Genomic DNA, 14530 nt, shown 5'->3' with positions numbered 1-14530 from the left:
ATTATAATTACTCATAAAAATCGTTTTTCTAAATGAATAGCCGCCAAAGATTCAAATATATAAGTCGGCTTCATTTTATGAGCGTCATGATGCTCTACATCCTTTGTTAGCCATACCGTATCCATATGAAGAGCGTTTCCTATTGCAATATCAGTTAACAAACTATCACCAATGATTACACTTCTACCTGAACATAATTGCATCTTTTCACGCATTATTTGTTGCATCCAAACAGAAGGTTTCCCTACAGGAATTGGCTCTTCCTTTAGCTCGCCAGACTGTTGAAAAATTGACAGAAATGCCCCGGTATCAAGCATTTTCTCTCCATTAAATGGGCAGGAGAAATCTTCATTTAACACCACTAACCTCGCGCCTCTTTGAATATGTAAAAAAACATCCTGCAACATTCGATAATTACTAGTAAGCGATAATCCCAAAACAACGTAAGTATTTTCTGAAGTCCTATGTACATTATTTATAACAGGGATATTCCATTTCTCTAACTGTTCCTTAATCATTACTGAGCAAGCAGGATAGACAGAGAACGGCTTTTGAATAGAATGAAAAAAACATTGTAAGGCATCAATAGGGGTAATAAGTTCTTTTTCATGAATTTTCAAGCCAAGCTTATTTAAGTATTTACAATGTGCTTTTTTCGATCGTATTGGATGATTGGTTACAAAATACATTCGTTTATTTTGCATGCGTAATGTAGTCATCCAATCGGGCACAGCGGGTAATAGATGTTTTCCATCAATTAATGTTCCATCAATATCCCAAAACAATAAATCGTACTCTTGAAGCATTGCATCCTCCTCATTACTAATCTCTTTCAAAAGTAGAATAGCGCATGAAAATTAAAGGAGTATAAAGTTAATGTTAAGTTAGAGAAAATACATTAAAATAATATTAAGATAACGACTTTTCCCTTTACAAAAGACATACACAAATAAGTCTCTACAATAAAAAAACATCGAATATTCATTGCTACCAACGACATTCGATGTTTTTTCTTTTCTTTTATTTCTGTAAAAAAAGTTAATTTTTCGTTAAAAATAAATATTGTTATTTTAATATAAAAATTAGACAAGGATTTTTAAGGAACTAACGTTAGAACATCATCTAACGCCTAATTTAATATTCATATCTTCCTTAACTTACCTAAATCAGATAAAACTTACTTATACCGAATCATTAGTATGATCTGTTAAATCCACTTTGATCGGATTACAGTGCGTTCTTGCAACATTCAATATCGCGTTACAACAAGTAATCCTCCTATCAAATACTTTTAAATCAATTATAAATTCTACACGATTCACCCATACAATAGTGTTTTCCATTATAGCTCTATCTTCAATCATATTGTAAACAATTAATACATTATGGTATCTGAAATAATCCCGCGCCAATCATCATATTTTTTTCTTATTCAACATTTACCGTCTATAACTCGATTTTTACTGTTGGCATTTCATGATCTACTGTCCATATCAATTTTTTAGCACCGACTTGTCATGTCACATCTCAAGCCCTCACCATTACGCCATGCTGCTTTATACCCCCTATTCCCAATACATCTTAGTCCAAAAGTCTTCAAATTAATGTCAATATTCCGAAAATTAACGAATTACTGTTTTATCTGATGTCACACTCCTATACACTTTATTATATTAGAAATATTTCAACACGTTTCAAAGAAAGGAGTTATTATGGCACTTCCAAAATACATAACCAAAATTGACGCAATTAAAGATCTTTCCATTGAAGAAAAGGATGCACTTAGAGCTGTATCAGATATGTATGCTTTTCGAGTAAACGATTATTATCTTTCACTAATTGATTGGAATGCTCCGAATGATCCGATTCGAAAATTAGTGATTCCCAGTACAGGAGAACTATTAGAATATGGTCACATGGACGCCTCCAATGAAGAAATGAACTATGTTGCTCCAGGCTGTCAGCATAAATATTCAACAACGGCCTTATTAGTAGTTTCAGAGGTTTGTGGCGCTTATTGCAGGTACTGTTTTAGAAAACGTTTATTTAAAAATGATATACATGAAGCAGCGACAGATGTTCGTCCAGGCATTGAATATATTAAACAGCATAAGGAAATCAATAATGTACTACTAACTGGTGGAGATTCACTCATGTTATCTACTAAAAAAATCGGTAACCTGCTACAGGAACTCAGAAGTATAAATCACGTGAAAATTATAAGACTAGGATCGAAGCTACCCGTTTTTAATCCAATGAGAATATATGAAGATGAAAAACTCTTAGACTTGATTCGTCAATATTCTAGTGCTGATAAAAGAATCTACATAATGGCACATATTAACCATCCAAGAGAAATCACCCCAGAAGCCAAAAAAGCCATCACTGCTCTACATAACGCAGGAGCAATTGTTGTCAATCAAACGCCTGTGTTAAAAGGAATTAATGACGACCCTTATACTTTAAGTGAATTATTAGATCAATTATCCTGGGCAGGAGTTACTCCCTATTACTTTTTTGTCAATCGACCAGTTGCCGGTAATAAAGAATTCGTATTAAGCCTACAAGAAGTGTACAACATTGTTGAAGAAGCAAAATCAAGAACCTCTGGTTTAGGTAAACGGGTCAAGCTTGCCATGAGTCACTCTTCAGGGAAAATCGAAATTTTAGCTATTCAAGATGGTAAGGCTTATGTAAAATATCATCAATCCAGAGATGGAGACTACGGCAAATTTATGATTTTAGACTGTCCAGAAGATGCTGCTTGGTTTGATGATTTACCTGGAAATGAGAAGTATTGGAAGACACCACTATTCACTGAAATACGATAAAACTGTGTTAATAACGACCAACATACTATACATATATTTGAAAGAGACACTATCTTGATAAATAGTGTCTCTTTTACATATATCAGTCTGCTTTTTACATTCATTGAACAACTTATTGATTATAGAGTCATAAATTTACTATATTGGAAAGGACTGATAAAATAGATGTAGACGTTTTCATAGGGAATAACACCATTTCCTACATCACATAGGAAAATAGAAAGAGGGTTTTATATGATTGAATTGCTCATTATCATGGCTGAACGGCTTGGTATTATCGTTATGATTGCTTTTATTTTGACAAGACTACCATTTTTCAAAAATATGATTTATCAAGAGCAGCTGAATCATAGACAACAAGTGATTGCCGTTATTTTCTTCGGAGCTTTTGGTATCATAGGCACTTATACCGGTGTGACACTAAATACCGATAGTCTTCAGTTAAACCCTAGATATAGTGAGTTAACGGTCGATGAAGCAATCGCAAATTTCCGTGTAATCGGTGTTGTCATTGCTGGTTTACTTGGAGGATATAAGATTGGAATTGGAGCTGGATTAATTGCTGGAATACACCGCTTCACATTAGGAGGATTCACAGCTATCTCCTGTGGATTCGCAACCATTATAGCTGGCTTCCTTTCCGGTTTACTTTATAAAAAAAACAAGCATGTTAAATTACATACAGCATTTCTCATCGGATTTGTTGCTGAATCCATTCAAATGCTCATTATTCTCCTTTTATCGCGTCCGTTTGAAAAAGCATGGGCATTAGTCGAAATTATTGGCTTACCTATGATTCTAGCAAACGGCATTGGATCCACACTCTTCCTTTTAATTATTAAAAGTGTCATAAATGAAGAAGAAAAAGCTTTGGCGATTCAAGCACAAAATACTCTACATATTGCAGAAAAGACACTGACCTACTTAAGAAATGGATTAACAGAGCAAACGTCTCATACCGTTTGTACAATTATTCATAAAGAACTACATATTAGCGCTGTTTCGATAACAAATTCTTCCCAAACATTAGCGCATGTTGGAGATAGTCATACAATTTTTTGTCCTGGGAATATTTCAGAAAATCAAACAACACTTTATGTGGAGAAATTTAAAGAGAATGCTAGCTTACGTTATCACGTCATACAATGTCCGGAAAAAAGCTGTTTGTTAAGAACTGCTGTCATTGCACCCTTAAAGCAACGCGAAGAAACAATTGGAACGTTAATCTTTTATTTTCGTTCTTCTAAGGAAATTACTCCTGTAATGATTAAGCTCATATCTGGACTTAGCTCCCTTTTAAGCCATCAACTTGAAATGGCAAATGCCGATAAATCTTATCAGCTGGCAAAAGAAGTAGAAATCAAAACACTTCAAGCGCAGATTAGTCCTCATTTTCTCTTTAATTCATTAAATACGATTCTCTCTCTTATTCGTCTTGATCCGGTAAGAGCTAGAAAATTACTCATTTCCTTATCTCATTTTATCCGTCAAAATCTAACTGTCACAACACAAACCATGACAACACTCGAGCAAGAATTACATCATGTAAAAGCCTATTTAGAAATCGAAGAAACAAGATTTGCCAATAAGCTGAGTGTTTTCTATGAAGTTGAAGATGATACACTTGCTCAGTATATTCCACCACTAACCTTGCAGCCGATAGTAGAAAATGCGATTAAACATGGGATGAAGAATAAGGAAAGGGATTGCTTCTTAAAAATTGCTATCTATTCGAAAAATCAAGCTATTGTAGTAAAAGTTACAGATAATGGTCTAGGGATGAGTCAAAAGAGAATTAATCAAATCATTAAAACTCCCATTCCTTCAGAAACAGGAGCTGGATTAGCTCTTTATAATGTCAATCGCAGACTCACTATGATGTATGGAGCTACTGCAGCATTACAGATCCAAAGTGAGTTAAATAAAGGTACAGAAATTGTATTTTCATTGCCTTATAGAAAGGTGGGGTAAGATGAATTCACCGATTACAGCTATTGTTGTCGACGATGAGCTATACAGCCGTGAAGAACTTAACCATTTATTAGGGGCTTTTCCCACTATCAAAGTTATAGATGAGGCTGGATCAGGAGAAACTGCCGTTTTAAAATCTCTTCAACAGCAGCCAGATATCGTTTTCTTAGATGTTGAAATGCCGAAGATGAACGGAATGCAAGCTGCACAAGCTCTTTTGGAACTAAAAAAGCCCCCATTAATTGTCTTTACTACAGCATATCCACAGTTTGCTGCCGAGGCTTTTCAATATAATGCGATTGATTACTTACTAAAACCTTATGATGAAGAAAGACTGCAAGTAACGATTAATCGGATAACAAAAAAATTATTTACAGTTGAAAAGCGTTTTGTTGGAAAACTTGCTGTTGAACAGGATGGTGAAATCTTTTATATAGAGCCAAAGGAGATTCTTTATATGTACAGAGATGACAAAATAACTAGGCTTATCTTAACTACAGGTGAGCTTGAAACAAGAACTCCACTGAAAGAGCTTGAAAACAGACTGATTATGCACGGTTTTTTTAGAATTCATAAAAGCTTTATCGTCAATTTAGAATACGTTACAAAGCTAACACCATGGTTCAATGGTGCCTATCAGCTACAAATAGCGGATCGAAATGATACGCTTTCCGTTAGCCGAAATTATGTGAAAGCATTACGATCTCGTTTAGAACTTTAGAAATTTTTTGCATCTCAAAGCCCAAAAACAGCATTTCAACCTTGTTTATCTACCTTTTAAGCTTAAATAGCACTTCCTCCCTGCTTTCTCCTTTATAATTTTCATGTAAGCACTTTCATTATGTGAAAAAAGGAGGAAACACATGTATACCTTTTTAGGTGGAATCGCACTTTTAATCATTGGTTATTTTACGTATGGGAAATTTGTTGAAAAAATGTTCGGGGTTAAAGAAGCACGACCAACACCAGCCTATGTAAATAGTGATGGCGTTGATTATATCCCAATGAGCACACCCAAAAATTCATTAATTCAACTACTGAACATTGCTGGAACTGGTCCTGTATTTGGTCCAATTATGGGGGCACTTTACGGTCCTGTTGCTTTTATCTGGATTGTCATTGGCTGTATTTTCGCTGGAGCCGTTCACGATTATTTAACAGGAATGATCTCCATCCGCAATAAGGGAGCCCATTTACCAGAATTAGCTAGCAGATTTTTAGGAAAAGTGATGAAGCACGTGGTTAACGGCTTCGCTGTACTTCTTCTATTATTAGTAGGAACCGTCTTTGTATCCACTCCTGCTAGTCTACTTCATGTTTTGACGGACGGTAAGGTAGCATTAACTGTTATCATTGTAGCGATTTTTGCTTATTATATTTTAGCAACACTTCTACCGGTAGACAAAATTATCGGTCGTTTATATCCGTATTTTGGGGCATTACTATTAATTAGTGCTTTAGGTGTTGGGATCGGACTTGTTGTAACAGGTGCACCAATTCCTGAACTTACTTTACAGAACTTACATCCTGCTCAAGCACCTATTTTACCATTATTATTCTTTACCATTTCTTGCGGAGCCCTATCCGGCTTTCACGCAACACAAACACCTATCATCTCACGAACTACTCAAAATGAAAAGCAAGGTCGCAAAATATTCTACGGTATGATGATTGCTGAAGGAATCATCGCCATGATCTGGGCAGCCGCTGCCATGAGCTTATTCAACGGTCCTACTGGCTTAAATGAAATCTTAGCAGCTGGAGGCCCTGGTGCGATTGTAAGTGAGGCTTCTACAGCTCTTCTTGGAGCAATTGGAGGAACACTCGCTGTATTAGGAGTTGTTGTCTTACCAATCACTTCAGGTGATACTGCTTTCCGAAGTGCACGTATGATTATTGCCGAATATTTTAATATCGCACAGAAAAAGTTTTCAAGTCGCTTATGGATCGCCATTCCATTATTCGTTCTATCAGCTATTCTTACACAAGTAGATTTCAATATTCTATGGAGATATTTTAACTGGGCAAACCAATCTACAGCAGTAATCGCCCTTTTTGTAGGAGCAATGTATCTATATATTGCAAAGAAAAACTACTTCGTACCACTGATCCCAGGATCATTTATGTTGGTCATGGTCATTACCTACATTTTGAATGCACAAATCGGCTTTGGTCTATCGATGACAACCTCTTGGATTGGTGGATTCATAGGTGCGGCCATTCTGATTGCACTATTCTTTCATGCAGCGAAGAAAGCACGTGCCAACAATATCCAGCTTGATGAAGATGTATCAAATTGGAAGAAGGTAGCCTAATGGGCTGCTGTAGTCCAGAATATCGCAAAGTCGTCGAGGAACAGGAGTCGAAGGTCAACGAACAACAAAATGATTTCCTCTCCTTACCTATAAAGCTAGGCATTGTCCTAATTACCATTGGTGCTATGGTTATTGCTTACTTAGTATTATGAAAATAATAGGAAACCATTAAACAAAGGGAGTCCGAAAAGTGATTGAAACTCACTTTTCGGACTCCCCTTTTTTACTGAAATGTTAACATCACACACTAATTCGTTGATCTAACTTTGTCTCCATATTTTTCAAGCGCTTTATATCTAATCGAATTAATAAGGAAATAATCAATGCAACCGCGAAAAATCCTGTGAAAACAATTAAGCTTTGCGAGTAACTCCCGGTTGTTTCTCTTATCCATGAGGCAAACATCGGTCCGACTAACCCAGCCGCTGCCCATGCCGTTAATATATATCCATGAATTGCTCCTAACTGCTTGGTTCCAAATAAATCACCGATATAAGCAGGTATCGAAGCAAACCCTCCACCATAGCAGGTATAAATGATCGCTAATAAAATTTGAAATACAATGGGGTTATCCGTAACAATCAATAGAGGAAATGCGATAACTTGAAGTATAAAAAAGACGGTATACGTATTCGGACGGCCAATGTAATCGGAAACAGATGCCCAACCAATTCGGCCAAGACCATTGAAAGCACCTAGCACACCAACCAGAGCCGCTGCCGCAACGGCACTTAAGCCTATACTTTCTTGTGCAAGTGGAGAAGCGGCTGATATAATGGCAATTCCACAAGTTACATTAATAAACAGCATCAACCAAAGATAATAAAAACGTTTTGTCTTTACTGCTTCATTGGCTGTTAGCTGTGAAAGGTCCTGCCTCTCTTTCACTTTACCTGATTTAATTTTTTCTTTATAACCAGCAGGCAGCCATCCTTTTTCAGGGGGCTCCAAGTATAGAGATGAGGCAATCATAATAACGAAGTAAGCGCTTCCAAGGATAAAAAACGTATTTGCGATTCCAACAGAACCTATTAAACTTTGCATAATTGGAGAGTTAATCAGTGCAGAAAATCCAAAACCCATTATAGCTAAACCAGTAGCTAAGCCTCGACGATCCGGAAACCATTTCACCAACGTCGATACCGGTGCAATATAGCCTACACCAAGCCCAATCCCACCAAGAACACCATATGTAATATAAAGTAAAGGCAATGATTCCAAATTCGTTGCTACACCAGCACCTATAATCCCTACACCAAAAAAAGTGGCTGACAAAATCCCGGATTTTTTGGGACCATATTTTTCAACAAAATGTCCAAGAAATGCTGCAGATAAACCAAGAAACAAAATAGCAATACTAAATGTTAAGCTAATATCTGTCAAATCCCAACCAAATTCACTCGAGAGCGGTTTCGTAAACACACTCCACGCATACACAGAACCAATTGACAAGTGAATCCCAACCGCCGAGGCAGCAATCAACCACCTATTCTTTGTTTTTGCCACTTTTTGATCATTCCCCCTAGATAAATCTCCATATTTCCCAACTTAAATACTGTTAATACATTTAAGTCATACAACTTGAAATTTAACAAAACTTCTAACACACATCACTTTTATTTAAAAATTCAGAATTTTATATAAGTATCCTATCATTTAGACATAAATTAGACAATCCTTTAATAAAAAATGCATCTTTTTTCACAGTACAAGGCTATAATTGAGATGGAAATATATAAAGTTAATCACCTTTATTTAACAAATATATTTATAATGAAGATAATATCAATTAAATAAAGGAGGGTTTTATGAACGTTAAAGCATTCGGTACTTTTGAATCTTTGGAATCCTATATATTTCGTACAAATGCATATCTACAATTTGGAAACTCTACAAAGCACATAGGACTAATTATAATGTTGAATCCAGGAAGTTCTTGCTTAGCAGATGACGATCAATGGGATGACTTTTTATCAAAAAGTAAAATGGTTAAAAACATTAGCATCTCAAATGAATTAAAACTAGACTCCACTATGAAATCTGTAGTTGAATTGTTGTTAAATAGTGATCCTACATTAGAAGGCAGGCTGACTATACTTAATTTATTTAACATTCGATGCGGGAACTCAAATAAAGCGATTCAAACTTATACTACACTCCTTAAAAAGGCAAAATTCAACATCTTGCTCCATTCACCTTTACCCAACCTAACACAATACCCCTGGATTTGGACAGCATGGTCCGTTAAAGACGCTACCATTTTAAATTCAAGAAAAATTGAATTCTTAGAAGAAATTCCTAAAAACAAAAAAATTGCTCTTTATTCGCGACAGAAAATTCATCAAACAAAAAAAGAACTATACTGCTACCATCCGTGTCCTCAAAAAGAAACAACTCGAAAATGGGTACAGTCAGAAATGATAAAGCAACTGAAAACGGTATAACAAATCATTGATATTTTTATACAATACGTAAGAAACAGTATATATTTTAGCTTTACTAGATAAAGATCAAAAAATGAAGTATTGATCTTTATCTAGTCATTTTCAAAGACATCCCTATGGGACTTATTACTACTAGCCAAAACTCAAAATCTCCCTAAACACACTAGAAGGAGTACTATCCAAATTTTGCAAGTCTATTAGTTTTCTCTCATCCAGCTTTTCGATATAAATCATATTTTCTTCTTTTAATATTTTCACCTTAACATCCCTAAAGCTAAACTCATCAACTTGAGAAGCAGCATCTATCTCCTGTTGATCTAATTGAACCTGTACTCGATCAGACACTCGACGCAACATCCGCCATAGCTTCGTTTCTTCTGATGATTTCATATAAAGCTCTGGTAATTCAGTTGCTTCTTGTAACTGTGAATAACTCGTCATCATATAAGAAGAAATTCCATATTGAATAGGCTTTATCACTTTTTTTAACTTATTCCAATACATAACATGGAAGACAACATACCCATCCTCATGCTCAACACTCGTAATCTCACCGAATTCATAGACACCGTTATAATGTGCCACACCAGCTTTCACATAAAGTGCCACATACTTTGCTTCCTGCCAACCCTTTTTCAACGAAGCTGCAGCAATACGGTAATAGCCATTTTTACTATATACCACATACTCATCTGGACTTACGACTAATCCCACCAACACCTTCTCTACTAAGCTAGACTGCCACTCTTCATAGGAACCTCGTGGTAAAATGCCTTCACTCTGTAATTCTTCCGGACTTTTTTCAATTAACCGTTCAATAAATTGCTCAACCATTTTCGAAGCATTCGGTAAAAACGGAAAACCGCCAATGTTAACCTTATCAATACTCTCATAAAAAGGATGGTCTTTATAATCCTCTTCATCATTCCAAGGAAAAAGCACATATGCCCCAAATGCAGTTCGTTCGTATGGTCCTTTATTTTCTACAACAATCGAATCACGATAGCGATGCATTGTGTTAATATCATCTTCTAATGGTCCGGTCTTTTTGTAACGATTGGCATAATAGCTACCTTCATTAGCATAATCCACTCGATATTTGGCATCAAACACATAATTGTAATCGTATTCCTTTCCTTTCTTTTGAATACTTAACATCGTATCTGGTTTTTGCGGTAAAGTTGGCAATTTCCCTACATATTTTTGATAAACCAGTTCAATTCGCTCATTTGTAATGGGATGCTTGAACACTCTCTTCGCTGATTGATTGGCTTCTAAATTGACAAACAAACCATTACGATTTACTTTGACAATATCTTGACTTACTTGTTCATATTTCTTGCTAAGAATTTGTCCAAGCTTTAAGAATGTCCAATATTCATATAAAGTCGCCACATCTTTTACCGACATCCGATACATTTTTCCTTGTAACACTAATCCTTTTGAAACGGTCAAATAAATTTGAAAGGCATCACGATAACCTGGTGCCATTTGTAAAACTAGACTCATAACACTACGGTCCAGTTTGCTGATTTTTCGCCAAAATAGATTTTTCAATCGACCTTCTAATGTTTTCTTCATAGCTTCCAATTGTTCCACTAACTCCGCATCAGGCTTATCTTCAAATCTACTCTTTGATTGACAAAGTGCATCAAGTAAATCATTCAGCTTATGGATTAAACGCTCCATCATCCACTTGACATAGCGATTTTCAAACGTATCATAGGTCAATTGTTTTCTCGGCTTTAGCCATTCAAGAGGCATGTATGTTTTTCCTCGAATGGATATTCCTTGCTTTACCTCTACAAATACATGCGCTCTTTGCTGCAAATACTTACGTGTCGTCGCATCCGACTTACTTAGCTGATCTCCACGCACCTTCACATACGTCTGTTCTAACTTATGATGTGGCTGCCCTTCAATCCGAGTAATCGCTTGAACAAATTGCTGAAAGTGCTTGGAAATTAAACGATAAAATTCTGCTCTCGAAGGATTACCATCCAACTTAATCGAAGCACCCAAATACGTTTTCTTAATAAAATGAAAGGCTAGATTATAGATTTCATCATTCACTTCCTCTAGCAAACGCTGATAATCTTTCTTGTAATCAAGCTTCGTCGGAAAAATTTCTAAAGTAACCTCTAGTAATCTATTATTTCCAGAACGAATCTCAAAGCTTGTTAAACCTACTTCATTTTGAAACTGCAAATTGCCCATTAGCATGTTCATTTGAGGTAACTCTATTTCAGATATAGCATTTCGTAGTATAGGATGCTCATGATAAAAGCTTAGCTTCATACCATTTTTCGGCACAATCATCACCTGGTACGTTCCATTTTCGAAAAAAATCGGTCGTACTGCAGTTGATGAGGTTAATGCCATCGATTCCACATCAAACACTTCTACTACGATCTCCTCATCACTATTCACTACAAACTGCATAACATCATGCTGATCCATACTTTGGTATTGTTTCAGCCCTTCATAGCGTTCATGAAACGGTCGTCCTTTAATAACCAGCGAAAAGTCAGGATGATCAATTTTGACAAGCTCAACCTCCTCACGAGATCCAGAAAGAAGTGAAGCCATCGTCTCTTAACCTCCCAATCATTTCAAGAACTTTTGTTGTGCTTTTTGGATAACGGGCATTTTTAATATCTTCAACATTCGCTTCTTGATCATCACTTAGCTTTTTATTCGTAAACAAGCAATAAAGCTCCAACAATACTTTTTCCACACGCGTATCACTGCCAGAAATACGAGGCAAAATCTTTTGGAGTATACAATGGTCGAGTGCTTCCTCATACTTTAATAGTCTGCCTTCCTCATTATATGCTAAGTAGAAGCATATTTCATCACGAACACGATAACCAACATGAGCATTTGTTAGCTGCAAAGCCTTATTTATATCCTCTAATACTTCTGTTGTTTTCTTTACAATTTCTTGCTTCTCAGCATATACATCTTTCAGATGCAAATACTTTGAACGGAATTGATCATCTAGTATGGATTGTGGTTCCATCTCTTCTATATCATCAAGAAAAGATAGATTTGATAATTCCACTCTATTAAACTCAATCGTATTCGCTCGATCGAGTACTTTTTTACTAAATGGATGCGTTGTCTCATCCATATTAACCGTTCCAATGACATACAAATTAGATGGTAGGGTTAAATCAGACTGCCAACCAGTTATTTCTTTCGAAAGCAAAGTAGAAGTAACCATCTTCTCTCCCTGCCACTTTCTACTTTCCATAACACTTAATAGATCGCTAAAGTAATGCTCCACACGAGCTAAATTCATTTCATCTAGTAAAATAAAATGAGGTAAATGCGGCTTGTCCAAAGCGCGTTTAATCACTTTTGTAAGTGGACCTTCTTTAAACTCCCCTTTAATATCAACATACCCTAACAAATCCGATCCATCATTCCAATCGGGACGAACTGGAATTAACGTCAGCTGTCCATTCTTCTCATTTGCTCCTACACTCTCCGCAAACCACTGTACCATCTTCGTTTTACCTGTCCCAGATATGCCTGATAAAATAACGAACGGCTTGGATTTAAGAGATAAGAAAAGATTGATGACTTCTTCTTTGCTATAAAAGAAGCCTTTGCTTTTGATGTAGGAGTGGATGTGGGTTGTTAGATCCGTATAAGTCATATTTTTATTTTCCTTTATTTGATTATTTGGGTTATTACTTTCCACTTTGTAATCTATCAAAATGTTTTTAATCTCATCTGGAAACGCTTCTTTAAATTGATCAAATAACTTTTCTACAAAACCATCAGATACTGTAAAAAAATATCCTTGTTTCACATTACCATTCACATCGAATGGACCAGTCTCTTCTTTACGCCAATCAATTGGTATACGATCCTTATTAATAAACGGATTTAGTGGGAAGTATTTCACCTTTAATAAGTATCCTGCATCCTGCCATTGCTGACTTGTTATCTCAGATGGTTTAACACTAGTAATAGCTTCTTCTTCCACAACCGCAACGGATCTAAGATGCATAGCTGAATAGCAAAATACCAAATCTCCTTTTTTCGCTTTAACTAAATCAACATGATGTGATAATGGACGTCCTTGTTTTGACTGCTGAGGAGCCCAAAGATAACCTCCATCTCTCTCCTGTGCATGTGTTTGCCCTTGGTTTACCCACCAAAATTGAATCGGCTTATTCACTTTCTTCGTAAGAAAATTCATTTCATACACAAATGGCTGATCAGTCATGTAGAATTCGATAAATTCTTCTATTTCAGGTGGAGTAATAAATGCCTTCTTAGAATTCTCGTCCCTATTAGCCAAGATATATTTGTAAGATGTTTGAAACTGTTCTATCAATAATGCTTTCAACTCTTTGTTAGAATCATATCTAATTTGTAATACCGGATGGTCTTTACGTTGTACCATTACTAAAGCTGCTTCATAAGAACGATCTTTATAGATTAATTCTATTTTTTTCTTATCTTGAATTATTGCACTCGTTTGGTTTGCTTCATTAAAATCTTCATAAAAATCCTTAGGTACACTAGTCCCATATTCAAACATAGAAAAATCGATCTTTTTTCTACCAATGATATTTTTTAAATTGTCTGGTTTTGACCAGCTTCTGACTTCTTTGATCATTATATTCACCTAACTCCACTTGTCATCTTTTCTTTGTCTATTATTATACTGTAAAACAAAATTTCTTACATATATACAGTGATAACGACCTATCGATGATTTTAAAAAAGCTAAAATGCTGCCAACAAAAAGAGGCTGGGACATAACTAGCTTCAAATAATGAAAAAGGTGAAATGGAATGTGCTCCATTTCACCTTTTTCTGTCTTTCCATTATAAGGCCGTCTTTCTTCTTGCTTGTTGGCTGTGAATTTTCGTAAATTCACAGCCATTAATGCGAGGCCCATTTCGTTTTCAGCTTTCGATTTTCCTCGTACGGAAAATCGAGTGAAACA

The 14530-nt window shown here is 35.8% G+C and carries 10 protein-coding genes and 1 pseudogene; 6 read left to right on the top strand and 5 right to left on the bottom strand.

Annotated elements, in window-relative coordinates:
- Positions 1-11: 11 nt before the first annotated feature.
- On the bottom strand, positions 12-806 hold the full coding sequence (locus BN349_RS03560) for an HAD-IIA family hydrolase (RefSeq protein WP_019240904.1): 795 nt from the start codon (positions 804-806) through the stop codon (positions 12-14).
- A 906-nt stretch (positions 807-1712) separates the two neighbouring features.
- Between BN349_RS03560 and BN349_RS03555 the strand changes: the two genes are divergently transcribed.
- The 5 genes from BN349_RS03555 (at position 1713) to BN349_RS25760 (ending at position 7269) form a co-directional block, all read left to right on the top strand.
- A complete protein-coding gene (locus BN349_RS03555) occupies positions 1713-2831 on the top strand; it encodes a KamA family radical SAM protein (RefSeq protein WP_019240903.1) in 1119 nt (372 codons plus the stop codon).
- Positions 2832-3065: 234 nt separating this feature from the next.
- A complete protein-coding gene (locus BN349_RS03550) occupies positions 3066-4802 on the top strand; it encodes a LytS/YhcK type 5TM receptor domain-containing protein (RefSeq protein ID WP_019240902.1) in 1737 nt (578 codons plus the stop codon).
- A gap of 1 nt (position 4803) precedes the next feature.
- On the top strand, positions 4804-5523 hold the full coding sequence (locus BN349_RS03545) for a LytR/AlgR family response regulator transcription factor (RefSeq protein ID WP_019240901.1): 720 nt from the start codon (positions 4804-4806) through the stop codon (positions 5521-5523).
- 142 nt (positions 5524-5665) lie between these two features.
- Positions 5666-7117, top strand: a complete 1452-nt coding sequence (locus BN349_RS03540; protein WP_019240900.1) for a carbon starvation CstA family protein — start codon at positions 5666-5668, stop codon at positions 7115-7117.
- Positions 7099-7269 (top strand): hypothetical protein, encoded by a 171-nt coding sequence (locus BN349_RS25760; protein WP_157381011.1) that lies wholly within the window; start codon positions 7099-7101, stop codon positions 7267-7269. The genes BN349_RS03540 and BN349_RS25760 overlap by 19 nt, the downstream gene beginning before the upstream one ends.
- 88 nt (positions 7270-7357) lie before the next feature.
- Here the strand turns inward: BN349_RS25760 and BN349_RS03530 are convergent, their stop codons facing one another.
- Complete coding sequence (locus BN349_RS03530; RefSeq protein WP_019240898.1) at positions 7358-8623, bottom strand: L-lactate MFS transporter; 1266 nt, start codon at positions 8621-8623, stop codon at positions 7358-7360.
- 302 nt (positions 8624-8925) lie between these two features.
- Here BN349_RS03530 and BN349_RS03525 point away from each other — a divergent pair, with 302 nt between their 5' ends.
- Positions 8926-9561 carry a hypothetical protein gene (locus tag BN349_RS03525; protein ID WP_019240897.1) on the top strand — a complete coding sequence of 212 codons (636 nt, stop codon included), beginning with the start codon at positions 8926-8928 and terminating at the stop codon, positions 9559-9561.
- A gap of 132 nt (positions 9562-9693) precedes the next feature.
- On the opposite strand, the gene BN349_RS03520 is transcribed toward BN349_RS03525, so the two are convergent.
- The 3 genes and pseudogenes from BN349_RS03520 to BN349_RS26265 all read right to left on the bottom strand — a co-directional run.
- A complete protein-coding gene (locus BN349_RS03520; protein ID WP_019240896.1) occupies positions 9694-12150 on the bottom strand; it encodes a restriction endonuclease-like protein in 2457 nt (818 codons plus the stop codon).
- Positions 12122-14197, bottom strand: coding sequence for an McrB family protein (locus tag BN349_RS24715; protein WP_019240895.1), 2076 nt, complete (start codon positions 14195-14197; stop codon positions 12122-12124). Before BN349_RS24715 ends, BN349_RS03520 begins: the two co-directional genes overlap by 29 nt.
- A 9-nt stretch (positions 14198-14206) precedes the next feature.
- Positions 14207-14530: pseudogene (locus tag BN349_RS26265) on the bottom strand (hypothetical protein); the annotation flags it as partial.

The organism is Bacillus sp. AP8 (assembly GCF_000321185.1).
Classification (GTDB): domain Bacteria; phylum Bacillota; class Bacilli; order Bacillales; family DSM-1321; genus Bacillus_AD; species Bacillus_AD massilioanorexius.
The sequence above is the reverse complement of the archived record's forward strand: the minus strand, read 5'-3'. Positions and strand labels throughout refer to the sequence as shown.